Origin of the sequence: Streptococcus sanguinis, from assembly GCF_013343115.1 — a bacterium.
GTDB classification, from domain to species: Bacteria; Bacillota; Bacilli; order Lactobacillales; family Streptococcaceae; genus Streptococcus; species Streptococcus sanguinis_H.
Genome location: NZ_CP054570.1, coordinates 1 through 26506, shown reverse-complemented (window position 1 = coordinate 26506; position 26506 = coordinate 1). Strand labels below are relative to the sequence as shown.

The 26506-nt window shown below is 43.1% G+C and carries 21 protein-coding genes and 6 pseudogenes; 4 read left to right on the top strand and 23 right to left on the bottom strand.

The genetic code is table 11. The features are described from left to right. Positions 1–56: 56 nt before the first annotated feature. From gltX to FOC72_RS00100, 8 genes are all read right to left on the bottom strand, one after another. Entirely contained in the window at positions 57–1514 is a 1458-nt protein-coding gene (gene gltX, locus FOC72_RS00135; RefSeq protein ID WP_002893922.1) for a glutamate--tRNA ligase, read from the bottom strand. A gap of 106 nt (positions 1515–1620) precedes the next feature. Further along, positions 1621–2400 (bottom strand): alpha/beta hydrolase, encoded by a 780-nt coding sequence (locus FOC72_RS00130; RefSeq protein ID WP_002893923.1) that lies wholly within the window; start codon positions 2398–2400, stop codon positions 1621–1623. 74 nt (positions 2401–2474) lie between these two features. Then, positions 2475–4142: a ribonuclease J gene (locus tag FOC72_RS00125; RefSeq protein WP_002893925.1), complete on the bottom strand. Its 1668-nt coding sequence runs from the start codon at positions 4140–4142 to the stop codon at positions 2475–2477. Between the two features lie 771 nt (positions 4143–4913). Next, positions 4914–5117, bottom strand: a complete 204-nt coding sequence (locus tag FOC72_RS00120) for a CsbD family protein (protein WP_002893927.1) — start codon at positions 5115–5117, stop codon at positions 4914–4916. Between the two features lie 76 nt (positions 5118–5193). After that, positions 5194–5784, bottom strand: a complete 591-nt coding sequence (locus FOC72_RS00115) for an Asp23/Gls24 family envelope stress response protein (RefSeq protein ID WP_002893928.1) — start codon at positions 5782–5784, stop codon at positions 5194–5196. Between the two features lie 17 nt (positions 5785–5801). After that, positions 5802–5972, bottom strand: coding sequence for a DUF2273 domain-containing protein (locus FOC72_RS00110; protein ID WP_002905455.1), 171 nt, complete (start codon positions 5970–5972; stop codon positions 5802–5804). 11 nt (positions 5973–5983) lie between these two features. Next, on the bottom strand, positions 5984–6565 hold the full coding sequence (gene amaP / locus FOC72_RS00105) for an alkaline shock response membrane anchor protein AmaP (RefSeq protein ID WP_002893930.1): 582 nt from the start codon (positions 6563–6565) through the stop codon (positions 5984–5986). A 55-nt stretch (positions 6566–6620) separates the two neighbouring features. Further along, entirely contained in the window at positions 6621–6860 is a 240-nt protein-coding gene (locus FOC72_RS00100; RefSeq protein WP_002893931.1) for a GlsB/YeaQ/YmgE family stress response membrane protein, read from the bottom strand. A 293-nt stretch (positions 6861–7153) separates the two neighbouring features. On the opposite strand from FOC72_RS00100, the gene FOC72_RS00095 reads away from it, so the two are divergent. Further along, the gene (locus FOC72_RS00095; RefSeq protein WP_002893933.1) at positions 7154–8635 is read left to right on the top strand and encodes an AcpB/EbpR/MafR family transcriptional regulator; all 1482 of its coding nucleotides are present in this window, start codon (positions 7154–7156) and stop codon (positions 8633–8635) included. 150 nt (positions 8636–8785) lie between these two features. Here the strand turns inward: FOC72_RS00095 and FOC72_RS00090 are convergent, their stop codons facing one another. From FOC72_RS00090 to FOC72_RS00040, 11 genes are all read right to left on the bottom strand, one after another. Then, entirely contained in the window at positions 8786–9544 is a 759-nt protein-coding gene (locus tag FOC72_RS00090; protein ID WP_002893934.1) for an ABC transporter ATP-binding protein, read from the bottom strand. Next, positions 9541–10407, bottom strand: a complete 867-nt coding sequence (locus FOC72_RS00085) for an ABC transporter permease (RefSeq protein ID WP_002893936.1) — start codon at positions 10405–10407, stop codon at positions 9541–9543. The genes FOC72_RS00090 and FOC72_RS00085 overlap by 4 nt, the downstream gene beginning before the upstream one ends. 97 nt (positions 10408–10504) lie before the next feature. Next, positions 10505–11002, bottom strand: a complete 498-nt coding sequence (locus FOC72_RS00080; protein WP_002893938.1) for a beta-class carbonic anhydrase — start codon at positions 11000–11002, stop codon at positions 10505–10507. A 163-nt stretch (positions 11003–11165) separates the two neighbouring features. Next, positions 11166–11651, bottom strand: coding sequence for a GNAT family N-acetyltransferase (locus FOC72_RS00075; protein WP_002893940.1), 486 nt, complete (start codon positions 11649–11651; stop codon positions 11166–11168). A 289-nt stretch (positions 11652–11940) separates the two neighbouring features. Further along, complete coding sequence (locus FOC72_RS00070) at positions 11941–12636, bottom strand: TIGR00266 family protein (RefSeq protein ID WP_002893942.1); 696 nt, start codon at positions 12634–12636, stop codon at positions 11941–11943. 113 nt (positions 12637–12749) lie between these two features. Continuing rightward, on the bottom strand, positions 12750–13466 hold the full coding sequence (locus FOC72_RS00065; protein WP_002893943.1) for a TIGR00266 family protein: 717 nt from the start codon (positions 13464–13466) through the stop codon (positions 12750–12752). A gap of 116 nt (positions 13467–13582) precedes the next feature. After that, positions 13583–14950: a DNA repair protein RadA gene (gene radA, locus FOC72_RS00060; RefSeq protein WP_080557372.1), complete on the bottom strand. Its 1368-nt coding sequence runs from the start codon at positions 14948–14950 to the stop codon at positions 13583–13585. A gap of 5 nt (positions 14951–14955) precedes the next feature. After that, on the bottom strand, positions 14956–15588 hold the full coding sequence (locus FOC72_RS00055) for a class I SAM-dependent methyltransferase (protein ID WP_002893945.1): 633 nt from the start codon (positions 15586–15588) through the stop codon (positions 14956–14958). Positions 15589–15640: 52 nt separating this feature from the next. Further along, positions 15641–16156 carry a histidine phosphatase family protein gene (locus FOC72_RS00050; RefSeq protein WP_002893946.1) on the bottom strand — a complete coding sequence of 172 codons (516 nt, stop codon included), beginning with the start codon at positions 16154–16156 and terminating at the stop codon, positions 15641–15643. A gap of 1 nt (position 16157) precedes the next feature. Further along, the gene (locus FOC72_RS00045; protein WP_002893947.1) at positions 16158–16601 is read right to left on the bottom strand and encodes a dUTP diphosphatase; all 444 of its coding nucleotides are present in this window, start codon (positions 16599–16601) and stop codon (positions 16158–16160) included. Between the two features lie 216 nt (positions 16602–16817). After that, positions 16818–17507 (bottom strand): gamma-glutamyl-gamma-aminobutyrate hydrolase family protein, encoded by a 690-nt coding sequence (locus tag FOC72_RS00040; RefSeq protein WP_002893948.1) that lies wholly within the window; start codon positions 17505–17507, stop codon positions 16818–16820. Between the two features lie 227 nt (positions 17508–17734). Here FOC72_RS00040 and FOC72_RS00035 point away from each other — a divergent pair, with 227 nt between their 5' ends. After that, a complete protein-coding gene (locus FOC72_RS00035) occupies positions 17735–19708 on the top strand; it encodes a peptide ABC transporter substrate-binding protein (protein ID WP_002893950.1) in 1974 nt (657 codons plus the stop codon). A 115-nt stretch (positions 19709–19823) separates the two neighbouring features. Here the strand turns inward: FOC72_RS00035 and FOC72_RS00030 are convergent. Both FOC72_RS00030 and FOC72_RS00025 read right to left on the bottom strand, forming a co-directional pair. Then, positions 19824–21589, bottom strand: a pseudogene (locus FOC72_RS00030) (ABC transporter ATP-binding protein). Position 21590: 1 nt separating this feature from the next. Then, positions 21591–23229 (bottom strand): annotated as a pseudogene (locus FOC72_RS00025) (ABC transporter ATP-binding protein). A gap of 210 nt (positions 23230–23439) precedes the next feature. On the opposite strand from FOC72_RS00025, the pseudogene FOC72_RS00020 reads away from it, so the two are divergent. Continuing rightward, positions 23440–24450 (top strand): annotated as a pseudogene (locus tag FOC72_RS00020) (NAD(P)H-dependent glycerol-3-phosphate dehydrogenase). 16 nt (positions 24451–24466) lie between these two features. Then, positions 24467–25369 (top strand): annotated as a pseudogene (gene galU, locus FOC72_RS00015) (UTP--glucose-1-phosphate uridylyltransferase GalU). A 99-nt stretch (positions 25370–25468) separates the two neighbouring features. On the opposite strand, the pseudogene FOC72_RS00010 reads toward galU, so the two are convergent. Both FOC72_RS00010 and FOC72_RS00005 read right to left on the bottom strand, forming a co-directional pair. Next, a pseudogene (locus FOC72_RS00010) lies at positions 25469–26146 on the bottom strand (rhomboid family protein). Then, positions 26130–26504 (bottom strand): annotated as a pseudogene (locus FOC72_RS00005) (5-formyltetrahydrofolate cyclo-ligase); the annotation flags it as partial. The pseudogenes FOC72_RS00005 and FOC72_RS00010, both read right to left, overlap by 17 nt. Between the last annotated feature and the right edge of the window lie 2 nt (positions 26505–26506).

Below are 26506 nucleotides of genomic sequence, written 5' to 3'. Positions count from 1 at the left end.
TGTGACATAAAAACAAAAATTTGCAAAGTAAAAACCAGCTTGAAAGCTGGTTCATCTTATTGAATTTGATTCAGCATGTTTTCGATATGCTGGATAGATTTTTCACGGCCTAGCAGGTAAATCGTATCTGGCAGTTCTGGTCCATGCATTTCACCCGAAACGGCAATCCGAATAGGCATGAAGAGGTTTTTACCCTTGATCCCTGTCTCTTTTTGGACAGCCTTGATTTGCGGGAAGATGTTTTCTGTCACAAAATCTGCATCCGACATAGCTTCTAGCTTTTCCTTGAAAGCTGTCAACACAGTCGGTACCGTTTCACCAGCCATGACCTCATGCTCCGCATTTGTCAACTCTGGGAAGTCCGCAAAGAAGAGGTCTGTCAGCGGCACGATTTCATCTACAGACTTCATTTGTGGTTTGTAGAGCTCTACAAGCTTTTCTGCCTTATCTGTCAAACGACCTGCTTCTTCCAAGTACGGCTTAGCCAGAGCGAAGATTGTGTCAAAATCTGCATTCTTGATGTATTCGTTGTTCATCCAGTCCAGCTTCTTCTGGTCAAAAGCAGCTGGGGACTTACTGAGACGTTTTTCATCAAAAAGCTCGATCAATTCTTGACGAGAGAAAATCTCATGCTCGCCGCCAGGATTCCAGCCCAGCAGTGCAATAAAGTTAAAGACGGCTTCTGGCAGGTAGCCCTTCTTGCGATAATCCTCGATAAATTGCAAGGTATTGGTATCGCGCTTGGACAGCTTCTTACCTGTTTCAGAGTTAATAATCAGGGTCATGTGGCCAAATTCTGGAGCTTCCCAGCCTAAAGCTTCATAAACCATGAGCTGTTTAGGTGTGTTAGCAATATGATCGTCTCCACGAATAACGTGTGAAATTTCCATCAAATGGTCATCAATAACCACAGCAAAGTTATAAGTTGGGTAGCCGTCTTTCTTCTGGATAACCCAGTCACCACCGATATTGCCACCTTCAAACTCAATTTCGCCCTTGACCATGTCCGTCCACTTATAGATACCAGCCTCATTGACAACCAGACGAACCGTCGGAATGATCCCCGCTGCTTCGCGCTCAGCAATATAGGCTGCCTTTTCTTCCTCAGACATACCTAGAAACTCATTGATATAACGCGGTGTTTCGCCAGCCGCTTCCTGACGTTCGCGTTCAGCCGCTAATTCTTCCTCAGTTACATAGGACTTGTAAGCCAAGCCCTTGTCCAAGAGTTCATTAACGTATTTTTGGTAAATATCCAAGCGCTCAGACTGACGGTAGTTTTCGTGAGTCTCAGGACTCTCATCCCAGTCAATACCCAGCCAGCGTAAGTTTTCAAGCTGTGAGCGTTCTCCGTCTTCTACATGGCGCTTGCGGTCTGTATCCTCGATACGGATAATGAATGTTCCACCATAGTGACGAGCATAGAGATAGTTAAAGAGCGCAGTCCGCGCATTTCCGATGTGTAAAAGTCCAGTCGGACTTGGTGCATAACGCACTCGAATCGCTTTTGTCAAAGTTCCATTCTCCTATTTGTATTTCGGGGAATCATTCCCACTCCGATTTTCAAACGTAATCATTATATCATACTCTGAGGGCAGAATACGACTTTACAGTCTATTTTTACGACAGGCGCTCTTCCAGCTGGAAGTCGATAGGAAGCCAGGCCAGCACATTCTCCAGCTGCTTTTCCCAGTAATACCACTCATGCTTACCTGGACTGTGGCTGTAAGTAATCTCCAAACCTAAGTCTTGCAGGTTTTTCACTGCCTTCTGATTGGCCTTGTAGAGAAAATCTTCTTCGCCACACCAAGCCCAAAGCTTGGTTTTTTTATCAGATTGCTTGGCTATACTCTCCAGCGAATGGGGGCTGCTGGTCCAGTCCTTATAGTCTCCAAAAACTCCTCGCCAATAGGCTGGCGTTGCCATTTCAGCATTATCTGGACGAGCATCAAGAAAACTCAAAGCGCCTGAAAGACTAGCCGCGTATGAAAAGCGGTTAGACTTGAGAGCCAGCTTAAAGGCTCCATATCCGCCCATGGAAAGACCAGCGATAAAATTCTTCTCCCGCTTATCTGACATATTTGGGAAAAAGCGCTTGAGCACCCGAGGTAGCTCCTCAGCGATGGCTTCGTAATAGTTAAAACCATACTGAGTATCGGTGTACCAGCCATTGCTGGTATTAGGCATGACAACAATCAAGTTGGTCGAGCGAACCAGACGCTCAATATTTGAGCGCTTGAGCCAGCTATTGTGATTCCCGTTCATACCGTGAAGCAGGTACAAAACAGGAATATCCTTATCATCCGGCTTGTCCACGCGTGCTGCATCCGGATAGAGAACATTGACACCCCATTCCATCTCCAAAGCCTCAGAATAATACTCTATTTTCATCACTGCCATTCGCATTTCTCCTTCGTATCTTCCTGACAAGAAAAAGCCGAAGCCCGACTTTTCTTGTATTTGTGTTCAGATTTTTACCGCACTTCCATAACAACCGGCAAAATAGCTGGGCGACGCTTGGTTTGGTCAAAGAGATATTTGGCCAGACTGTCACGGACAGCACCCTTCAGCTCACCCCAGTCAAAGCTATCCTGCGCCAGATAGTCTTCCACGGTTTTATTGATAATGTCAGAGCTTTCACGCAAAATATCTCTGCTCTTCTTGACATAGACAAATCCACGGGTGTGTACTTTAGCCTTGGAAATGATTTTCTTTTCCTTACGGTTAACTGTGAGTGCCACGATGAAAATACCATCTTCAGACAAGACCTTGCGGTCGCGCAGGACGATATTACCCACATCGCCAATCGCATTTCCATCAATCATGACATCTCCAGCTGATACTGCACCAGCAGGCACAAAATCACCATGGTCGTATTCCATGATGCTGCCCCGCTTAGGAATGAAGATATTTTCCGGCAGCATGCCAACTTCCATGGCAGCCTTGGCATGAGCATCCAGTCCGCGGTACTCACCCTGAATAGGGAAGAGGTACTTAGGCTGCAGCAGGTTAATCATGAGCTGCAAATCACGCGCATTTGCGTGACCCGAAACCCGCAGGTTTTGGGTAATCAACTTGACAATGCCACCCGCCTGATAAATCATATTTTCCACGCGAGCCACGACCGCTTCCTTGGCAATAGACGGTGTCGTTACGATGTAAATCAAATCGCCTTCCTTGATTTCCACATAGCGGTGACGTCCGATCGACATCTTGCGCAGGCCATTGATAGGCTCACCCATCCGGCCAGTCTCCAAAATAATCAGCTCATGGTCTTCAAACTTAGACATTTCCTTGGGCTTGATCAAGAGGCGTTCATCCACCAAGGACAGCTTCTTGAGGCGGATAGCCGTACGAACGATGTTTTCAACATCAAAGCCTGTCAAAACCACTCGGCGGCCAGTCTCTGCAGCTGCATCAAAGACCTGCTGGATACGAGACAGGTTGCTGGCAACCGCTGCAACAATCACACGGCCATCCCAGTCAGCAATCGTATCTTCGATTTCCTTGCTGACCTCGCTCTCACTAGCCACCTGAACAGTGCTGTCGGCATTGGCTGAATCACTGAGCAAGGCCAGAACACCCTCGCGGCCAATCTCAGCCAGACGGCCAAAGTCTGTCGCATAGGATGGGCTGGCAGACTGGTCAAACTTGAAATCACCTGTATAAACAATACTGCCTTTTCTGGTCTTGATGACAATTCCCAAACTCTCAGGAATCGAGTGAGTCGTCCGGAAGAAGGAAACCACGGTTTTACCAAATTCAATCTCGGTATTTTCATCAATCACATGGAAATCATTGAACTTCTTAACCGCATCGTTGTTTTTGACAAAAAGCTTGGCCAGCTCAATCGTCAACTCTGATCCGAAAACCGGCACCTTAGCATCTGCCAAAAGATTAGGCAGAGCACCAATCGCATCCGCGTGCCCGTGTGTCAGAAAGACACCCGCAATCCGCTCCTTGTTTTCAAACAAATAATCCATGTTGGGAACGACATAATCCACACCCAACTGCTCATTTTCTGGGTACTTCAGCCCAACATCCAATACAAAAATGGAATCATCCACTTCAGCAACGTAGAGATTTTTACCATTTTCACGTACGCCGCCCAAAGCAATCAGTTTAACATTGCTCTTGCTCATTTTTTCTCCTATTCAATTTTCAGAACCTTACTTTTATCAAAGATTCTTTATTTTATTACTAACGGTCCTTGGCTAGCCAAGTCGAATTACAGTCTTGCAAACCTTAGGTTTGCATATCTAAGCTATTATAGCATTTTTTCAACCTTTTTTCAAAGTCAAGCGTGCCTTCTTAGCACCCTCTACCACAAAAAACGACCTCTAGCTTTACTCGGCTAGAGGTCTGGTTTACTTCGCTGGTATGAGAGCAATCAGTTCATCCAAGGTGTAACTGAATAACAATTTTTTGATTTATTGTTTTTATTATTTTTTATAAACTTTTAATTCCTTCAACCGCTAATGATTTTCTTTTTATCTTAGCATTGGAAATCTCTATAACATAATAAAGCACTATTGATTGAATTCTCGAAGTTTGAAAACCATCTAAAAGCTTCTACTTTCTATACTATCGTTACAATCAGGCAAGCTAAGCAGGCCTGTCTGACAATTCAACCAATATGTCAAGTAAAGCAACTACTTATGTATTACAAACAACTATACCAACAAAGTAAACTTAAAAGCGAATGAATTTGGTTTCCTTTCTTTCTATTTCCTTAACTCTATTATAGTACTCTATCCAGATTTTTGCAAGCGTTTACAACTAAGAAATTAAAAAACTTTTTAGCTAAGAAAAAAGAAAGGAGACCTTAAAATGATCTCCTTTAAATTCTAGATAATTTTTATCCGTGACTATAGCTAACAAAGACTTTTTATAAGGAAAATCAACTATTGGTTTTATTTATCGTCTTTTTTAACCATATTTTTAACGCCTTCGATGGCGCCTTCAACAGCATCTTTGGCATCTTCTGCAACTTCTTTAACTTTAGAAACTACTTTTTCAGCAGCTCCTTCTTTTTCTGTTTTTTTATCACCAGTTAATTTGCCAAGGCCTTCTTTAACAGAACCTTTAGCTTGGTTGAATTTTTCTTCTGTAGACATAATTAATACCTCCGTTATTAGTTTCAATTTTTAAAGCAATGAAAGAATATAAGAATTCCTAATTTTAGTGAGAGAATTAACGAACGCGAGCTTTTTCACTTGATGCAGCGTCTTTAACAGCCTCTACACCATCGCCAACTTTTTCTTGAACAGCTGAGAAACCGCCGCTAATGCCAGATTTTGCTTTTTCGAATTGCTCTGAAGCAAATTCACCTGTTGATTCAGCAACATCTGTCACTCGGTCTTGAAGGCTTACTGAATCCGCTTCGTGTTGTTCTTTCGTTTTAATATCAACAACATTGACATTTACTTCAACAACTTCCAAATCAGTCATCTTAGAAACTTCTTCTGCAACGACTTTCTTGATTTCTTTGTATAAAGCTGGAACATTCTTTTGATATTCTGCAACCACATTCAGGTCAACAGCTACTTGTTCTTTACCAACTTCAACATTGACACCATGAGTGACATTGTCAGAGTTGACCAATTTATCTTTTATGTTAGAGAAGAAGCCACCGTCAACAGCCAGCAAACCTGAAACTTTCTCTAAAGAGAGACCGATAATTTTTTGAATGACCTTATCATCATAAGTTAATTCACCTTTTACTTCGTGAACTTCTTGAGCAACTTCTTTTTTAGCAACATCTTTAACATCTTTATTTGACATGTTAAACTCCTTTATTTTTATTTAAATATATTATTTTTTTGAATATAATATCCAATTCCTGCCCCTAGAGTAGCGCAAATCAAGACAAATAGAGTCTTAAAGAAGCCAAAGGATAGGATAAAACACGCTAGAATAATGCCTGCTAATCCAGACAAGATTGGATATTGATATTTTTTAAACCATTCCATTTTTTACTTCCTTACTTTACACGACTAGTAGTTTTTTTAGCCGCTTCTTTTGGCTTGAAGTCTGAGACAGAGATTTTAAGCTTGACATTATGATTGATTCCGAAGAATTCTGTCAATCCAGACGCAATTTCTTCTTGAATCAACTGACTTCTCTTGATGATGTTTTCCGAAGGAACGATTGCGCCTTTAACGGAAACCATGCATTTGTTTTTACGGCTATTTACTGAAACTGTAGGATCTTTAATTAAACCGTGTTCTGTTAACAGACTACGAACAAAACCTTCAATTGCTGAATTTTTCAGCATCAGTTTCCCATCCGCATCAGCTAGCTGAATTTCCAAACGTCTCTTAGGATAAAAAGCTATCACTAACATCAGTAGTAAGATTAAGCTTGCTAAAACCACAGTGCCCCAGAAAACATACCTAGAAAGATAGTAGCCCACAAAAGGAATCTGCTTCCAAGTGAATAACTTCCAGCTAAATAACTGGAGCCCCAGACCGCTGACTTTATGAAAGTCTAGCAAAACAGGAATCAAAATTGTCAAGATTAAAATACAGAAAATAAGGGAAAGTATTTTTCTTGATTTTGACATATTGAATCCTCACATCATTAAATTTTAAATTGTATTTTGAACGTAAAAAGACAATTTATGCCTTTTTACCTACAAAAAATGATACAACAGCTACTACAATAACTGCACCAATGATAGAAGGAAGCAAGGCCATACCAGCCAAACTAGGACCCCAAGTTCCCAAAAGTGACTGACCGACAGCAGAACCAACTAAACCTGCAACAACGTTTGCAATAACACCCATTGAGCCGCCTTTTTTAGTGATTGATCCAGCAATAAGACCAATAAGACCTCCAACAATAATAGACCAAAGCATATTGATTCTCCTTTCTAATTTTTTCTAAATCAAAATTGTTTAATAATATTTTTTACTATTATTTTTTGATTAACATAATTATATAATTTTCCAACTTGGAAACATAATAATTCAACTTGGTTTTCTTTCCGTTTATCTGTACTATAGATACGCAAAGATAAGAATTCCTTGTTCTATAGGCTTTTATCAGCATTTTTAGATATATTTTAGAGTTGTTAAACGAGGTTAAATGCATAAAATATGGTATAATTGCCTGATAATAAAAACACTATATAAAGAAAGATAATATTTTAATGCGAGAATTACTGTCTAAAAAGAGCCACAGGCAATTAGAACTATTAGAACTACTATTTAAAAACAAACGCTGGTTTCATATTTCTGAACTGGCTGAACTATTGAATTGTACAGAACGTTCAGTAAAAGATGATTTATCCCATGTCAAGTCTGCGTTTCCTCAATTGATTTTTCACTCGTCCACTAATGGTATACGTATCATTAATACCGATGATAGTGATATTGAGATGGTGTATCACCATTTTTTTAAGCATTCAACCCATTTTTCAATTTTAGAATTCATCTTCTTTAACGAAGGATATGAAACTGAGAGTCTTTGTAAAGAGTTTTATATAAGCTCTTCCTCACTCTATCGTATAATCAGTCATATTAACAAAATCATAAAAAAACAATATAATTTTAAAATTAGTCTCAATCCTGCTCGGATTATTGGAGATGAGATTGATATCCGTTATTTTTTTGCACAATATTTTTCGGAAAAATATTATTTTTTTGAATGGCCCTTTACAGATTTTTCAGTAGAACCTTTGTGTAAGCTGTTAGCACTGGTCTATAAAGAAACTGCATTTCCTGTCAATTTCGCAACTCAAAGAATGTTAAAATTGCTCCTGGTTACAAATTTATACCGAATAAAGTTTGGTCATTTCTTGGAAGTTGAGAAAGATTCTTTTAACAATCAATTGTTAGAATCTTTTATGCAGGCAGAAGGAATCGAAGACATTGTAGCGAGCTTTGATTCTGAATATCATATCTCTTTGAATAAAGAAGTGATAGGTCAACTATTTGTCTCCTATTTTCAAAAAATGTTTTTCATTGATGAAAATCTATTTATGAGCTGCGCAAAAACAGACAGCTATGTAAAAAATTCGTATCAATTATTAAGTGATTTAATTGATCAGATAGAAAGCAAATATAATCTAAAAATAGACAATAATGACAATCTTATTTGGCATTTGCATAATACAGCACATCTGCACCGTCAGGAACTATCTACAGAGTTTATTCTATTTGATCAAAAAGGGAATACAATCAAGAACTTTCAAAATATTTTCCCTCAATTTGTTTCAGATATTAAAAAAGGGATTGAACATTATCTAGAGACTTTGGATATCTATAGCACACCAATGAAAGTCAACCATCTATCCTATACTCTTATCACTCACAGCAAACATTTAGTGCTGAACCTTTTACAAAATCAGCCTAAATTAAAAGTTTTAGTCATGAGTAATTTTGATCAGTATCATGCAAGATCAGTAGCAGAGACACTTTCTTATTATTGCAGCAACAATTTTGAACTTGAAGTTTGGAATAAATTAGAATTATCAATCGATTCTTTAAAAGAATCACCTTACGATATCATCATTTCTAATTTTATTATTCCACCCATTGAGAACAAGAGACTGATCTATTCCAATAATATTAATACGGTCGCACTCATCTCCTTACTTAACGCAATGATGTTTATTCGTTTAGATGAGTGATTTAGACTATTTTGATAAGAAAAAAACCGCAATCAAGCGGTTTTTATTAATCTACGAGAGCCTTTTGAACATTAATTGTCTAACTTTGTGGGAGCAGTACATTATTTAGTACGTATTCTTTCTCTTGGTTTTACAAAACTCTGAGCAAGCCTATTCAAACAAGCCGTAGTAATCTGCGATGGTCATCTTGGCTTTCTCGTTTTTGTTTAAGTCCTGAATAATCTGCCCGTCTTTCATAACGATTAGTCGGTTGCCGTATTTGAGGGCATCCTCCATGTGATGAGTAATCATAAGGGCTGTGAGGCGGTCACGATTGACAAATTCATTGGTCAGCTCCATCAAGGCTACACTGGTCTTGGGATCCAGTGCTGCAGTATGCTCATCCAGAAGTAAAAGTTCTGGGCGCTTGAGCGTTGCCATGAGCAGACTCAAAGCCTGTCTTTGCCCGCCAGAAAGAAATTCAATCGGTGTATCCAGATGCTTGTCCAGACCATTGCCGATTTTCTCAATCGTCGCCTGAAATTCTTCCCTATAACTGTTGAGCCCACGGGGCACCAAGCCACGCTTTTCGCCTCGGAATTTGGCAATGAGAAGATTTTCCGCCACTGTCATACGCGGAGCCGTTCCCATCTTAGGATCCTGAAAGACACGAGACAAGTACTTGGCCCGCTTTTCTGGTGAAAAATGAGTGACATTTTCCCCCAAGATATGAATGCTACCGCTGGTTAAAGGGAGAGTTCCGGCAATGACATTGAACAGGGTTGACTTTCCTGCACCGTTTCCACCTAAAATCGTAATAAAATCATGCTCGTGAATGTCTAAAGAAACATCATTTAGGATGATTTTTTCTTCATCAAAGCCGCTTTTTACAAGCTTGGTTGCATTTCTTAATTCTACAATCGCTGTCATTTGCTTAACTTGGCTCCTTTAAAGAATTTATTTTTCAGGGTTGGAATCATGAGACAGACGGCCAGAATCACCGCGCTGTAAAGACGGAGATAGTTGGTATTGAAGCCGAGAGCAATGACACCCCAGATCAAGAACTGATAGGCAATCGCACCAACTACAATGGTAATCAGCCGCTCTGCCAAGGTCAGACTCCGGAAGAGTACCTCGCCAATGATAAGACTGGCCAGACCAACTACGATTACTCCAATCCCGCGGGAAACATCTGCATAGCCTTCCTGCTGGGCAATCAGCGCTCCAGCCAGAGCAATCAAGCCGTTTGATAGAATCAGTCCCATCAACTCCATACGGCCAGTATTGATCCCAAAACTGCGAGCCATGTCCGGATTATCTCCAGTCGCGATATAAGCCTGCCCTAGCTTAGTATCCAAGAAAAAGAGCAGGGCTGCAATCACTAGGCTGACAAAAATCAAACCAGTCAAGAGGTCATTGACTTCCCCTGAAAAGGGCAGAATATCCTGAATTTTACTGCTGCCTAAAAGCCCCAGATTGGCACGGCCCATCAGCATCAGCATGATAGAGTGGCAGGAGGTCATGACCAAAATCCCAGAAAGCAAGGTCGGAATTTTCCCTTTGGTATAAAGCATACCTGTCACGGCACCCGCAGCACAGCCCGCTAAAACGGCTGCTGTTGTTGCCAGAAAAGGATTGACTCCTTTAGTAATCAAGGTAACAGCCACCGCCCCGCCCAAGGGGAAGGAGCCTTCTGTCGTCATATCAGGAAAGCCCAGAATCCGGAAGGTCATAAAAATACCTAGACCTAGGACGGCCCAAACCAATCCCTGAGAAATAATGGAAAGAATCATAACATTGTCCTAACTAATTAAAATCGTTTCTCTATTTTAACATAAAAAAGGAGCCAATTTCAATGCTGATGCGCAGACAAAGAAATTGACTTCCCAACTATTCCTCAACAACTGTCATCCGGCCAGTATCTACATCGTAAACCGCTCCTGAGATTTCTACATCAGCTGGGATCAGTGGTGACTGCCGCAGCAAGGCCATATCCTCGCGCACACTTTCCTCTACATCTGTAAAGGGCAAAAAGTCCTGATCACTGACATCGACACCTAGTTCTTTATGAAGATAGGCCGTGAAATCCTCATTCTTGAAGGTCTGTGCCCCACAGTCTGTATGATGCAAAACCACGATTTCCCGCGTTCCTAGCTGCTGCTGGGAGATGACTAGCGAGCGAATCATGTCCTCTGTTACCCGACCGCCGGCATTGCGCAAGATATGAGCATCTCCTAGTGCTAGACCCAGAGCCTGAGCCACGTGGAGCCTAGAGTCCATGCAGGTCACGATAGCTACCTTGGTCTTGGGATTAATGGGCAGATGTGCCGTTCCATGCAGATCGACATAAGCTTTATTGGCCTTCATAAAGTTTTCAAAATATGACATTTTGACTCCTGACTAATTATATTATTTGATCTTCAAACGAATTAACCTTATCATACTAGGTTTTGGCTTTAGAACTTCCCTAACTTCAAAAAAGAGAGAACCTATATGAACTGCTCTCTGTGCTAGTTTTTATCACCCACTACAGTTGACAAAGAGCCATGTGTTACAACTTCTTAAAGTAGCGAGCAACGGGCCATTGTTCAAAACCAAAGTTCTCATAGGTTTTACGAGCCGGTGCATGACCTAGATCACCACCCGTCTCAACCATGACCATTTCCATTCCTTTTTGTTTAATCTGATCACAAGCATAGGTCATGAGCGCTTTTCCAATACCTTGACGCTGATATCTTGGAGCAACAGCTAGGATATAAATCTCACCCATCTTATCCTCAGGGTGCAAGCGAATGTGAATCCATCCGACTAATTCTTCCTCCAGAAAAGCTAACCAGGCAAACTGACTCTCTTCATTTAAGACTGCTGTTAGATCATTGATTTGCCTTTTTTCCCACCCTTGAGGATAAAAATTATCATAAACAAACTTAGGAACTCCTTTTTCCATTTTTGGAAAAACTGGAGACCAAGCTTGAATTGATAATTCTAAAACAGCCTCTTTATCCAATTTCTGATAAGGTTTTATAGTAATTGTCACTTTATTCTCCTAACGTTTCTTTAATCCGCCAAAAATGCCACGAACGAGTTCGCATCCGATGGTGCTAACAGCTAAATCATAAAGGCGGCCGTTGCCTTTTCAAGGCTTGATTGGCCTTCATAAAGTTTTCAAAATATGACATTCTTTCCCCTTACTGGTACTTTGATATTCAAATAATTTTATATTATCTTACCATCTTTTCTACTATTTGTCAGTTCTCGGCTTTGTTACAAAAAATAGGACAGTCAAACCCAGCATCTAATCTGGTTTTCTGTCCTAGTTTTATTTGTTATGAGCTTCTTGGAATATACTTGCTGAGTGAGCCTGCAAAGGTTTGAAGATTGAGACTTTGCACATAGACTTCACCAGTACCTTGGAAGGTGTTGACCACTCCTTCACCCGTTCCAATAGACTGCCAGAAGCCATTTTCCAGATGGATATTATAATTCAAAGACTGGCTCCAAGCTACTACATGGGCATTGTCAATAGTCACTTCTTGGTTATGAAGCTCAATTTTCTTAATAGAACCAAAGGCATTAGCCAAAAGAGTGCCCTGTCCTTGGGTCGTCATAACGAAGAGACCGCCTTGACCGCCAAAGAGAGCCTTGCCAACAGACTGACGCTCCATGGTATAGTAAGCCGTACCATCAAGAGCCAGAAAGGCACCGTCATTCAGCCGATATTGCTTTTCGCCTAGCTGAAGAGGAATGACTTGACCAGGAGCATCTGGCGCCAAAGCAAGGTAGCCATTATCAGACTGGGCAACAGCCTGAGTAATAAAGGTACTTTCACCAGAAACCATCGAACGCCCCACAGCCTTGACAAAACGTCCCAAGCCAGAACCGCTTGCATTGAGCTGGGTATTCAGGGTCACATTCGGCGTGTGGTAGACCATGCTGCCACGCTGGATAAAGACCGTTTCACCTTGATTGAGCGACAACTCAACCAAAGGAAACTGCATATTACTATCCATAGAAAATCGCATAAGAAATGCCTCCTTCTTATTATGACTTGATTATAACATTTTCCTACATTTTGAACAAAGGAAAACTGAAGCATCAAAAAAGAAGAGACTGCCTGAGTCTCTCCTAGAAATTTTCAAGAATTATCAATGTGTAGATGTGGACGAAGAACATTTGCAAAGGTTTCAATATTGAGACTTTGGATGTAAATTTCCCCAGTTCCATGAAAGGTATTAACTACTCCTTCGCCAGTCCCCATGGACTGCCATAAACCATTTTCTAAATGAATATCATATTCCAACTCTCGGCTCCATGCTACTACGTGGGCATTGTCAATCGTTATCCTATCATTATGCAACTCTACCTTTTGAATCGAGCCAAAGGAATTTACCAAAAGTGTCCCCTGACCTTGGGTACTCATCACATAAAAGCCTCCTTGACCACCAAAGAGAGCTCGACCTACCGACTGCGTCTCCAAAGTATAAGAGGCAGAGCCATCCATAGCCAGAAAAGCCCCATCATTAAGGCGGTATTGCTTTTCGCCTAGTTCTAGAGCAACAATCTGACCAGGTACATTAGGTGCTAAGGCTAGACGACCGTTATTTGATTGAGCAGTTGCTTCAGTGATAAACACTCCTTCGCCAGAAGCCATAGAACGTCCTACAGCTTGGATTGCCTTGCCAAAGATTGATTGAGACTCTGCATTCACTTTAGCATTCAGGACAACATTGGGAGTGTGGTATATCATGCTCCCAGTCTGAATACGAACAGACTCTGATACATCTAAGGCAATCTCCGCCAAGGGAAATTGAGCATTGTTGGTAATAGAAACATTCATACGATGATCTACCATGGTTGATTATCCTCCTAAAAAATCTGGAAAAACAACTTATAGGAAATTCCAGATAAATCCTATTTTTTCTAGCAATATTATAGCACGCACAACAACTTTTCGCAATACTACTTTAATCAAGAAAATACTTTCTTTAAGACTTCCCCAATCGTCGTCACACCGATGACTTGGATATTGTCTGGAACTTTGAGGCCGTTCAGAGAGTTTTTAGGAGCGTAGACTTTGGTGAAGCCCAGCTTTGCTGCTTCGTTGATGCGCTGCTCGATGCGGTTGACCCGTCGGATTTCGCCAGTCAGGCCAATTTCACCGATAAAGCACTCTTGGGGATTGGTAGGTAAATCCTTGTAGCTGGAAGCAATGGCTACCGCCACCGCCAAATCAATGGCTGGCTCATCTAGCTTGACGCCGCCGGCTGATTTGAGGTAGGCGTCTTGATTTTGCAGGAGGAGCCCTGCCCGTTTTTCCAGAACCGCCATGATGAGGCTGGCTCGGTTAAAGTCCAGTCCAGTTGTGGTCCGCTTAGCATTGCCGAACATGGTTGGTGTCACCAAAGCCTGCACCTCTGCCAAAATCGGCCGCGTCCCTTCCATGGTCACGACAATAGACGAACCTGTCGCGCCATCCAGACGCTCTTCTAGAAAGACTTCACTTGGATTGACAACCTCAACTAGCCCACCAGACTGCATTTCAAAAATGCCAATCTCATTGGTTGAGCCAAAGCGGTTCTTGACGGCTCTCAAGATACGGAAAGTATGCTGACGTTCACCCTCAAAATAAAGCACGGTGTCCACCATGTGCTCTAGTGTTCGGGGACCAGCTAAGGTTCCTTCCTTGGTCATGTGACCAACGATAAAGGTTGCGATATTATTGGTCTTGGCCAGCTGCATGAGCTCAGCCGTTACCTCTCGAACCTGAGAAACAGAACCTTGAACACTGGAAATTTCCGGTGACACCACCGTCTGTATAGAGTCAATAATCAGAAAATCTGGCTTGATTTTCTCAATCTCTGTGCGGATATTTTGCATATTGGTCTCGGCGTAAAGATAAAATTCACTGTCAATATCACCGAGACGCTCCGCCCGCAACTTAATCTGCTCAGCTGATTCCTCCCCACTGACATATAGGACGATGCCCTGGTGGGAAAGCTGGGTGGATACTTGCAGAAGCAGGGTGGATTTCCCGATACCGGGATCCCCGCCAATCAGAACCAGACTACCAGGCACTACGCCACCACCCAGCACACGGTTGAACTCGTCCATTTCCGTCTTGGTCCGATTGACATCAATCGAAGTGACCTCAGCCAGCTTCATGGGCCGGGTCTTTTCGCCTGTCAAGGAAACACGGGCATGCTTGACCTCTGCAGCCTCTACTTCCTCAACGAAAGAAGACCAAGAGCCACAGTTAGGACAGCGGCCTAGGTACTTGGGCGAATGATATTCACAATTTTGACAGACAAAGGTCGTTTTTTTCTTAACGATGGTGATTCTCCTTATTTTCTAATAATCCAAACAAAAGTAGATAAGACCTGACACACCTGCTCTATATTAGTAAAGCCAGCCTCTTCCAGCATGTCCGCAACTTCTTGAGGCGAGAGGGAATTCATCAAACCAGCTTGATTCTCATAAGTACGCTGAACTTGTTGCTGATTAGCTCCTAGCTCTGAAGCAAGTGTTTTCCAATAGCCCAGTTGCTGGTTGGAAAAAAAGCTAAGAATCAGAAGGCCACCTTCACTTAAAGAGTCATAAATTTTTCGAAGAAATAAGCTGGGATTTTCAACAAACTGCAATACTAGCAAGCAAGAACAAATCTGATAAGCAGAAGGCAGCACTGCTTCTTCAAACCGACTATTAAGATACTCCGCTTGAGGCAGATGAACCTGACTTTTAAGCTCTTGTAGCATCGCCTCACTTGGCTCCACAACCGTCACCCCTGCCTTAGGAAATAAGGATGCCAAACCATTCAGCTCATCCGTCTGGCTTGCCAAAGCTAACACCTTATCGACTTTTAAACCGGGTGCTAACCTAAGCAATACTCCTCGGAAAATCACATCTAGCATCACATCATAGCCTGGAATTTTCTGACGAATTTCTGTTGCATAGTCCTTGTTCTTAAATTCTTTCATATTTTCTTCTATCTCAAAATCCTTTTATTAAGATTCTTTTTACAACGAAACATTAAAACTTCAATTCACATTCAACAAACTGGCAAAAATCAATCTGCTGATCAGCCACAAACTGGCGGATGAGCATGCGATGGGCTACAAGAGCTACCGTCTCGTAGTCTCTGTATTTGCTTAAGGTACGCAAAAAGCGGGCTTTCATCTGCTCAGCTGTCTCATACCGGACAGGACTTCCTGCAGGAAGAGAACCATTATTCTCAAAAAATAACTTCCGAGCCTGCTCAAACTTTTCTATCCCACTCTCGTATACCTGCCATTCATGTAGAAAAGGCTCCACAAAAAGCGGCAGTTGGCGGTTTCGAATCAGATAGGAAGCCGTCTCCAAAGCCCGCGTCACAGAAGAGGAAATCAGAATTTCCGCCTGTTCCAGCAAAGGATTAGCAGCTGCCTCTGTCGCCATCTGACGACCAGCAGCCGACAAGGGAGCCAAATCTAGTCCAAATCCAGTATAGCCAGCCTCTTCCAAAAATGAATAATCTGACTCTCCGTGACGGATAAAAATGATTTTCATACTAATGTCCTGTCGACCCAAATCCGCCGGTCCGCACACCTTCCGCTTCATCTCCATCAGCAATCAGAAATGATGCAAAGACAGCCTGCACTACACGTTCGCCAACTTCAAGGACGACTTCCTGATCCGTGATATTCTTCATTTGGGCAAAGATATGGCCTTCGTTTCCAGGATTACCATAGTAGTCGCCATCAATGACCCCAACGGAGTTAATCAAAACCAGACCTTTTTTACGAGGATTGGACGAGCGGTCGTAAAGATAGAGCACCTCGCCCGGCTGCATATAGGCCTTGACACCAGTCGGAACCAGCTTAATCTCCCCTGGCGCAATGAGGGTGCGCTCTGCCACTTTCAAATCGTAGCCAGCTGCGTGAGCCGTCTCTCTCTTGGGCAACAAATCTTCATTTGTAAAGCTGGAAACCAGCTCGAATCCGCGAATTTTCATGTATTTCTCTTTTCTATTTTTGCTGTCCCTATTATACTAAATTCGCAAAAAACAAGCAAAAAAACCGCCAATTGGGCGGTTCTTATAGGGAGATTATTATGAAAAAGAAAAGTTTTAGGATTTCTAAACAAAGTTAGGAGGTCTTTGTTTATAGTCTTAGTATAGAACACTTATCTTAAATTTTCCTAAAAGTAACTTAAAAAAATAAAATAATTTTTACAGCTCTTGCAAGAGGTACTGAAATAGCTCCAAATTGCCCTTTTCTTCGTTTATTAAAAACTCCGGATGCCATTGAAGACCTATGATACGATGATTGTCAACCGATTCAATCGCTTCGATGGTATTGTCTCTGGGATCAAAAGCTGTCGCGCGGAAATTAGGCGCCAAGTCTTTGATGCTTTGGCGATGGACCGAATTAATCTGGCTAGCCTGACCAAACAAACGCTCCACAACGCTGTCTTTCTCCGTACGAATGGAGTGCGAAGTACCAAATGGCAAGCCCTGCCAGTGATTTTCGATATGCTGATTGAGAGTGCCGCCAAAAGCAACATTGACCAACTGCAGACCGCGGCAAATAGCCATGACAGGCTTGTTTTGGCGCAGAGCTTCTTTCAAGAGAGCCAACTCAAACTCATCGCGGACAATATTGTAATCATCGCTGTCAATGGTCTTTTCTTCCCCATAAAACTGTGGGTGAACATTTTGCCCGCCTGATAAAATCAGCTTGTCAATCGTTTCTACATAATCCTGAACTAAACTTTTATCCCCGACGGGAATCACCATCGGCAGGCCACCAACCATTCGTACGCCGTCCACAAACTTGCGTGAAACAGAGGTGTGAATATTTTTTCCAGCTTCATCTACTGGACAAAGATTGGCTGAAATTCCAACAATTGTTCTGCACATACCGTGATTCCCCCTTATTTGATATAGTATATCTTACCACTCCTCTGCGAAGCCGTCCAATAGATTTTTTTAAAGCTGGTTATAAAAATTTTTTATCAGAATATGCAACACTATAAATCTCTTTTTTAAAATTTAGAAAAACATTTCAGAATTATCAGAAAATTATTTACTTTTGACAGAAATTTGTTATAATAAGCAGTGTAAAAACTCATGACTTGGAGGTCCCTATGAGAAAATCAAATATTCTTCTTGCCGCAGGGCTCACTCTGCTCTCTGTCGGCTTACTTACAGCTTGCTCTGGAGGCGGAAGTTCCCAATCCAGCAAAAAAATCTACAGCTATGTCTTTACGTCTGATCCAACGACTTTGGACTACATCCAGTCAGCAAAGGTGTCTACCCACGAGCTGACTACAAATGGTGTAGACGGCTTGCTGGAAAATGATAAATATGGAAACTTAGCTCCGTCTATCGCAGAAGATTGGACAGTCTCTCCAGATGGTCTCGTCTATACCTATAAGCTGCGCAAAGATGCCAAGTGGTATACCGCTGATGGCGAAGAATACGCAGATGTCACGGCTCAGGACTTTGTAACAGGTATCAAACATGCTGCTGATATCAAATCAGACGCCCTCCCTCTTATCCAAGATTCCATCAAGGGACTGAGTGAATATGCAGCTGGTACCAACAAGGACTTTTCAGCTGTTGGAGTTAAGGCACTGGACGATCATACGGTTCAATATACACTCAACAAGCCTGAAACCTACTGGAACTCTAAAACAACATCAGGTGTTATGATGCCGGTCAACGAGGCCTTCCTAGAAAAGCAAGGCAAGGAATTCGGTCAGGCAACCAAAGCCGACTCCATTCTGTATAACGGTCCATTTATCATGAAATCCATTACTTCTAAATCCTCTGTCGAATTTGAGAAGAACCCTAACTACTGGGATAAGGACAAGGTTAAGATTGATGGCGTCAAACTATCTTACTACGATGGTTCTGACCAAGATTCATTAGCGCGGACCTTCGGAGATGGCGGCTACAGTTTGGCAAGACTCTACCCAGCCACTTCCAGTTATTCCTCAATCGCTGAGAAATACAAAGATAATATCTTCATGACAGAAGCAGGAGCGGGTGTCGGTCTAATCAGCTTTAACATTGACCGTCAAAGTTATAACCATACTTCTAAAACCAGCGATGAACAAAAAGAAGCTACCAAAAAAGCTCTGCTGAACAAAGACTTCCGCCAAGCTCTAGCCTTTGCCCTTAACCGCGAAAGCTATTCAGCTCAGGTCAACGGAGAAGATGCAGCCAAGCCAGCTGTCCGTAATCTCTTTGTTCCGCCAACCTTCGTACAAGCCAATGGCAAGGAATTTGGCACTCTGGTCGAAGAATCACTAGCTTCCTATGGTGACGAGTGGAAAGGTATCAAGCTGGATGACGGCCAAGACGGTCTCCACAATACTGACAAAGCCAAAGCGGAATTTGCCAAAGCCAAGCAGGCTCTTGCAGATGAAGGCGTACAATTCCCAATCCATCTAGACGTTCCTGTCGCTCAGAATTCTACTAACTTCGTCAACCGCATGCAATCTCTGAAACAGTCACTAGAAGAGGCTTTAGGAAAGGACAATGTCTCTGTAGACCTACAGATGCTGGCTGAGGACGAAGCACTAAACATCACCTTCAATGCTGAAGCTGCTAGCCAGGAAGACTGGGATATCAACGGTCTCGTTGGCTGGGAGCCAGACTACCAAGATCCATCTACTTACCTGGACATTTTAGTGCCAGGTAACAGCACTCAGACCAGAACCTACCTTGGATTTGAAGACAAAGACAATGCTGCTGCTAAAGCTGTAGGACTGGATGAGTACAGCAAGCTGATCGAAGAGGCCGGAAACGAAACACAAGATGTTGACAAGCGTTATGAAAAATATGCTGCAGCTCAAGCATGGCTGACAGATAGTGCCCTCGTTGTGCCAACTATGAGCAGCAGAGGAGCAGCACCGTTCATTTCTCGGATTGTGCCATTTACCAACTCTTATGCTCAGACAGGTACAAAAGATGCCAACTACCATAAATACGTGGAAATCAGTGATGAGATTGTCACGACTAAAGACTATCAAAAGGTCCAAGAAAAGTGGAAAAAAGAAAAAGAGGAATCCAATAAAAAGGCCCAAGAAGATCTGGCTAAACATGTGAAATAATCACTACTTTGATGTTAATTAAAATCCAGCAGGAAAAGAAACCTGCTGGATTTTTTAAATTTTCTATTTAATATTTTAAAAGCCTGGCTGATTATCCAGCTGCAAAACCAACCAGCTACTCAAAGACAAACTGGTTGTGATAGAGCTCTGAGTAGAAGCCACCGAGTTTAAGGAGCTGGTGATGATCGCCCTGTTCGATAACCTCTCCGTCTTTGAGGACGATAATCTGGTCGGCATTGAGAATTGTCTTGAGGCGGTGAGCAATGACAAAGCTAGTTCGGCCAGCCACAACGGCTTCCATGGCTTGCTGAATCTTGCTCTCCGTCACCGTATCGACATTGGAAGTCGCTTCGTCCAAAATCAAGACTTGCGGATCAGTCAGCAAAGTTCTAGCGATGGAAATCAGCTGTTTCTGCCCAGTTGAGAAAATATTCTGGTCATCATCTACCAGAGTATCGTATTTGTCTGGCAGACTTTCAATATAGTCATGAATATGGGTCGCACGCGCAGCCGTTTCTACCATCTCCTGACTGGCATCCGGCACACCGAATCGGATATTGTCCCGAATCGTACCGCTAAAGAGCACCGAATCCTGCAAGACAATGCCCACATGACTCCGTAAGCTGTCCAGCTCATAGTCACGAATGTCGCGACCGTCAAACTCAATGCTGCCACTATCCACATCATAAAAGCGATTGAGCAGGTTCATAATGGTCGTCTTACCTGAACCAGTAGGGCCAACAACAGCCGTCATCTTGCCCTTAGGGGCTAAGATAGACACGTCTTTGAGAATGGGCTTGCCTTCAACATAAGAGAAGTCCACATGCTTGATATCCACGGAGTCTGTGAGCTCTGTGAAAGCAGGGGCATTCTCCGGCCGGACTTCCTCCGGCGCATCAAACATCTCCTGAATCCGGTCAGCCCCTGTAAAGGCCAACTGCAAACTGCCCCAGCTGGCCGCAATCTGGATGATAGGCTGATAATACTGCTGAGAGAACTGAGTGAAAGTGGTAATCAGGCCAACTGCAACAGCCGTTTCAACATTAGGGTCGCTCAGTAAGACAGCTGAACCAACAAAAATAACAATGGCTGTATTAATCAAATTCATCCCGTTCATGATAGGGAAGAGAAGCCCTGAAAAGGTCCGTCCTTTAAAGGTTGCCGAGCGTACGCGGTCATTCTGCTCAATGAAACCTTTGATGACCTCCTCCTGCATTCCCTGAACGATAACAGCCTTCTGACCGGAAATGGTCTCGTCCATATAAGCATTGAGGCGACCGACTTCTTTTTGCTGAAGATTGGTGTATTTCCGAGCCAGCCTAACAATGACCACTAGAAGAAGAAAAGCAACCGGCGTGCTAGCTACCGTTATCCAGGCCAATCTAGCATTTTGAACAAACATGATAATCACGAGGCCCAGATAGAGTAAGGCATTGCTCATAACCTGGATCATACTCTCGTTTAGAGCCTGCAGGATATTGTCCAAGTCGCTGGTAAAGCGCGACAGAATGTCTCCATCCTGATGGCGGTCAAGAAAGCAACTGTCATCTTGGACAGCTTGCCAAACAGGCCCTTGCGCATCTCATTGGTCGAATGGGCAATAACTCGGGTCATCAAAACCATGTAAATCAAGCTGGAAACAGACAGGCAGACAAAGGACACCAATACACTGCCCATGACGCTGCCAAAAGTTGACAGAATCTGATCAGTCTCACCCTTCTCCGCAAAGCCCGTCCAACTCAACCAAATGCTGAACAGCCTGACCGACATAAACCGGAAAAAGGACCTGAAAAACAGTCGCTGTTATCATCATCAAAAGGACAACGACAAAGGATAATTTGTAACGCTTAAAATATTGCCAAAAAATGCAATCGTCCGCATCTTAGTCCTCCTTTCCTTTCTGAGTTTCGTAGATTTCACGGTAAACATCGTTAGTGGTGACCAATTCCGCATGCGTCCCTTGGCCAATCAGCCGTCCTTGATCCAAGACCAGAATCTTATCTGCATGAACGACGGAGCTAATCTTTTGAGCAATGATAATCGTTGTCGTTCCTTGCAGCTCCTTGTTCAAGGCTTCTTGAACCAGCTTTTCTGACTTGGCATCCAAGGCTGAGGTCGAATCATCTAAAATCAAAATATTGGGATTGTTGACAACACCTCTGGCAATCGACATCCGCTGCTTCTGACCGCCAGAGAAGTTGCTGCCACGCTCCTCCACTGCACTGTCAAAACTCTCTTCCATACGGCTGATAAATTCACTGGCTTGGGCAATACGAGCCGCCCGCTCCATTTCAGGCAGCGAAGCGTTGAGCTTGCCCTGACGGAGATTATCCGCAATGGTCCCGCTAAATAGAAGCGCCCGCTGCAGCACGATAGAAACATTTTTGCGAAGAGTTCCCTGACTAAGCTCTCGCAAATCTCGGCCGCCAATCTTGACAGAACCTTCCTGCGGGTCAAAAAGACGGGGAATCAGCTGGGCCAAGGTAGATTTCCCAGCGCCTGTCGCACCGACAACGCCAATCATTTGCCCCGGCTCAACCTCAAAGCTGATATCCTTTAGCATTGGATCGTCATCATTGGGATAGGAAAAAGTCACATGCTCAAAGCTGAGGCTGCCTTCTAGTTCTTCATCTGGCGAGTCTGGGAAAGTCATGGCTGGCTCCGTCGCCAATACCTCCTTGATCCGACGGATAGAAATGATCCCCTCGTCACGCCATTTCCCAAGAAGCCAACCATAATGATGGTGAAATAATCTGACTCAGATAACCGATAAAGAAGCGATAGAGCTGACCAGGCCTGGTTCCGCCTGAATCATGCCAGATAGAGTCCAGATAGCCAAGTAAACTGAACTGTAGCCAACCAACATCATCAGCGGCTCAATGATTGAAAATGCATAGCCAATGTAGAGATTTCTGATAAAAGCTCATCAGACACCTGACTGAACTTATAAACTGGTCTTCCTCCCGAACGAAGGATTTGACCACTCGCACACCACGAAGATTTTCTTTGGCAATGGCATTGATCTTATCCAAAGAGTCTGGAATTTCTTAAAACGAGGCCCATCATCCCATCATGACAGCCGTTAAACCAGCTATGAGCACAATCAGTAAGAAGATAATCCACCAGAGAGAGGGCATGGTCACAATGGCCAGGATGACTGAACCAATAAAAGGATGGGCATCGAAGAAGAATTTGAAAGAGCATCATAGTCACATTTTGAATCTGATTGATGTCATTCGTCATCCGCACGACTAGATTTCCAGCGTTGAATTCCTCGATATTGGCATAAGAAAGGTCTGAATCTTGCGGAAAGTCTCCTCACGGAGATCTGATGAAACAGCTGGGCAATGTAAGCCGCCAAGGTCACATTAATCCTCCTGCCACCAGTCCAACAAAACCGATGCCAATCAGCCAGCCGCCCATACTGTAGATGGTCTGGCTATTTTGCTCCTGCAGAGCATCTAAGATGTGCTTTAAAACCAAGGCAGCAAAAGTGAGCTGGCAATCATCAGCGAGGTCATCAAAAGCGAACTCAGGGCATACCATTATACCGTAATAGACTTTTAAAAACATGCTTCCTCCTACTTTTTTCATATTTGGCTTAGTTTCCTTACTATATCATAGATAAAAACAATGTCAAGCAAGAAATTTCTTATATTATATGGTAAATGAGATATAGACTCTAAAACCGATTTAAATTCAGACTCGGAATTTCATCATAAGGAGAAGATATGGATAAACAACGAGTTGCTGTGATTGGTCCTGGTTCTTGGGGAACGGCCTTATCACAAGTGCTAAATGACAACGGACATGAGGTTCGTATTTGGGGAAATATCGCTGAGCAAATCAACGAAATCAACGACGAACACACCATAAACGCTATTTCAAAGATATTGTACTGGACGAAAAGATCAAGGCTTATCATGACCTAGAAGAAGCTTTAAAAGATGCGGATGCCGTGCTTTTTGTCGTGCCGACCAAGGTACCGTCTGGTAGCCAACAAGTAGCCCAGGCTCTAGACCACAGGTGAAATCATGCAGCCTCCAAGGACTGGAGCCCAATACTCACGAACGGATTTCAACTATCCTAGAAGAAGAAATCCCTGCAGAGCTACGCCACAGATTGTCGTCGTCTCAGGTCCCAGCCATGCTGAGGAAACCATTGTACGCGATATTACCCTAATTACTGCTGCTTCTAAGACCTAGAAACAGCTAAGTATGTGCAGGAGCTCTTCAGCAATCACTACTTCCGCCTCTACACCAACACCGATGTCATCGGAGTAGAGACTGCAGGCGCTCTGAAAAACATCATCGCAGTTGGAGCTGGTGCTCTCCATGGACTTAGGCTATGGTGATACGCCAAGGCAGCTATTATCACACGCGGTCTGGCCGAAATCACGCGTCTAGGTGTCAAGTTAGGAGCCAACCTCTAACCTACAGCGGTCTATCTGGTGTCGGTGACCTGATTGTCACAGGGACCTCTGTCCACTCCCGCAACTGGCGGGCCGGCAATGCTCTAGGACGCGGCGAGAAATTATCTGATATTGAAGCCAATATGGGCATGGTTATCGAAGGATTTCCACCACCAAGGCTGCCTATGAACTGGCCCAGGAGCTGGATGTTTATATGCCGATTACCCAGGCTATTTACAAGGTTATTTATCAAAATTGTAATATCAAAGATGCCATTTATGAAATCATGAACAATGAATTCAAGGCTGAGAACGAATGGACTTCGTTCTAATAGAAAGGAAATAATTATGTCAAAAGTTAAGAAAGCCGTCATCCCTGCAGCTGGTCTCGGAACCCGCTTCCTGCCAGCTACTAAAGCACTGGCCAAGGAAATGTTGCCAATCGTTGACAAGCCAACCATCCAGTTTATCGTTGAGGAAGCTCTCAAATCTGGAATTGAAGATATTCTAGTTGTCACAGGTAAGTCAAAACGCTCCATCGAAGACCACTTTGACTCAAACTTTGAATTGGAATACAACCTCAAAGAAAAGGGTAAAGACGACTTGCTCAAATTGGTCGATGAAACCACTGGTATCGGTCTGCACTTTATCCGTCAGAGCCATCCGCGCGGACTGGAGATGCTGTCCTTCAAGCTAAGGCTTTCGTAGGAAACGAGCCTTTCGTTGTCATGCTGGGCGATGATCTCATGGACATCACCAATGATAAGGCTGTGCCGCTGACCAAGCAATTGATTGATGACTACGAAGCTACTCATGCTTCTACCATCGCTGTCATGCAGGTGCCTCATGATGAAGTTTCCTCTTATGGTGTGATTGCCCTCAAGGTGAAGGTGTCAAAGGTCTCTACAGCGTAGAAACTTTCGTCGAAAGCCAAAACCTGAGGATGCACCGAGTGATTTGGCTATTATCGGCCGTTACCTGCTGACACCAGAAATTTTTGAAATCTTGGAAAAGCAAGCACCAGGTGCTGGAAATGAGATTCAGCTGACCGATGCGATTGATACTCTTAACAAGACGCAGCGCGTGTTCGCTCGCGAATTTAAGGGCGATCGCTATGATGTCGGTGACAAGTTCGGCTTTATGAAGACTTCTATCGACTACGCCCTCAAGCATCCGCAGGTCAAAGACTCCTTGAAGCAGTATATCATTGACTTGGGTCATACGTTAGAGAAAAAACAAAGTAAAAAATAATTGATTCAAACAACTAACTTTGAAAATAAAATTTTAGCTATAAAAAAGAGGTTCCCAACCTCTTTTTTGATATTTCATCAGTTATTTTCTAAAGATTCATTAAATCAAGGAATGATGAAAGCCAAGAAAAATCAGAGGGCAGCCAAGGCTAGATAACCAAATAGGACTAGCCAGCGCTGAGTAGGTTTAAAGGCATTGCTTGAGCTTTTGACAGAAGAATGACCGCGCAGAGTATACCACCAATCAAACCACCCAAATGCCCAGCCAGACTGATGCCAGGCATGAAACTAAAGATGATATTGACCACAATCAAGGTCATATAAGACTGCCCCAGCTGCTGAATATAGCTGTCGCGAACGACATATTGCAAGGTCACGATAGAGGCAAAAAGTCCAAACAAGGCTGTAGAGGCTCCTGCTGACAGAGTATCCGGACTGAAAAAGAAGACAAAGATATTTCCCATCAGGCCTGACATCATATAAAGCAGAAAGAAATTTCGCGAGCCAAAAATATCTTCTGCCTGCCGTCCAATAAAATAAAGAGTAATAACATTTACCACAAAGTGCTCCAAGCCAATATGCACAAAGATAGCAGAAAAGAGGCGCCATATCTGAATGGATTCATGATAATAGTTGGAGAATACACTGCTCCAAATTCAAAGACCGTTTGTGCTTCAGCATAAGAAAAGCCACGTAAAATAAGCATCCCACAAAGACAAGTGTTGTCAAAATAGCAAAATACTGGTCACAGGATATTTTTATCATAGATGTAGTTCATAAGTCAACACTTCCTTTACTGCTATATCGTGATAATCGGGTTCAAAATCAGACTGTTGAAAAAACTATAGATGCTGCTGATAGACGCTCCAGCAAAATCAACCAGATAACGGTCATAGTAGCCGCCGCCGTAACCAATCCGAAAGCCTTGAGAATTGAAGACCACACCCGGCACATGAATCAGATCAATCTCCGTCTTCTCCACAGCCTCTTCGCTCATCGGCTCCATAAGGCAAAAGAGCTCTTTTGCAGGTGGCTTTCATCATAATCCACAAAATATTCATTCCGACCTTGGCCATAGGTTTTGGGCACTAAAAACCGCTTACCCATACTAACTGAGCCTGCTTGATAAAGGCTGCAG

Excerpts from the sequence above, each read along its gene's own strand:
- FOC72_RS00130 (WP_002893923.1), bottom strand. The coding sequence starts at position 2,400 with ATGGCAGTGATGAAAATAGAGTATTATTCTGAGGCTTTGGAGATGGAA.
- FOC72_RS00125 (WP_002893925.1), bottom strand. The coding sequence starts at position 4,142 with ATGAGCAAGAGCAATGTTAAACTGATTGCTTTGGGCGGCGTACGTGAA.
- FOC72_RS00120 (WP_002893927.1), bottom strand. The coding sequence starts at position 5,117 with ATGTCTACAGAAGAAAAATTCAACCAAGCTAAAGGTTCTGTTAAAGAA.
- FOC72_RS00115 (WP_002893928.1), bottom strand. The coding sequence starts at position 5,784 with ATGTCAAATAAAGATGTTAAAGATGTTGCTAAAAAAGAAGTTGCTCAA.
- FOC72_RS00110 (WP_002905455.1), bottom strand. The coding sequence starts at position 5,972 with ATGGAATGGTTTAAAAAATATCAATATCCAATCTTGTCTGGATTAGCA.
- amaP (WP_002893930.1), bottom strand. The coding sequence starts at position 6,565 with ATGTCAAAATCAAGAAAAATACTTTCCCTTATTTTCTGTATTTTAATC.
- FOC72_RS00100 (WP_002893931.1), bottom strand. The coding sequence starts at position 6,860 with ATGCTTTGGTCTATTATTGTTGGAGGTCTTATTGGTCTTATTGCTGGA.
- FOC72_RS00095 (WP_002893933.1), top strand. The coding sequence starts at position 7,154 with ATGCGAGAATTACTGTCTAAAAAGAGCCACAGGCAATTAGAACTATTA.
- FOC72_RS00090 (WP_002893934.1), bottom strand. The coding sequence starts at position 9,544 with ATGACAGCGATTGTAGAATTAAGAAATGCAACCAAGCTTGTAAAAAGC.
- FOC72_RS00085 (WP_002893936.1), bottom strand. The coding sequence starts at position 10,407 with ATGATTCTTTCCATTATTTCTCAGGGATTGGTTTGGGCCGTCCTAGGT.
- FOC72_RS00080 (WP_002893938.1), bottom strand. The coding sequence starts at position 11,002 with ATGTCATATTTTGAAAACTTTATGAAGGCCAATAAAGCTTATGTCGAT.
- FOC72_RS00070 (WP_002893942.1), bottom strand. The coding sequence starts at position 12,636 with ATGCGATTTTCTATGGATAGTAATATGCAGTTTCCTTTGGTTGAGTTG.
- FOC72_RS00065 (WP_002893943.1), bottom strand. The coding sequence starts at position 13,466 with ATGGTAGATCATCGTATGAATGTTTCTATTACCAACAATGCTCAATTT.
- FOC72_RS00055 (WP_002893945.1), bottom strand. The coding sequence starts at position 15,588 with ATGAAAGAATTTAAGAACAAGGACTATGCAACAGAAATTCGTCAGAAA.
- FOC72_RS00050 (WP_002893946.1), bottom strand. The coding sequence starts at position 16,156 with ATGAAAATCATTTTTATCCGTCACGGAGAGTCAGATTATTCATTTTTG.
- FOC72_RS00045 (WP_002893947.1), bottom strand. The coding sequence starts at position 16,601 with ATGAAAATTCGCGGATTCGAGCTGGTTTCCAGCTTTACAAATGAAGAT.
- FOC72_RS00040 (WP_002893948.1), bottom strand. The coding sequence starts at position 17,507 with ATGTGCAGAACAATTGTTGGAATTTCAGCCAATCTTTGTCCAGTAGAT.
- FOC72_RS00035 (WP_002893950.1), top strand. The coding sequence starts at position 17,735 with ATGAGAAAATCAAATATTCTTCTTGCCGCAGGGCTCACTCTGCTCTCT.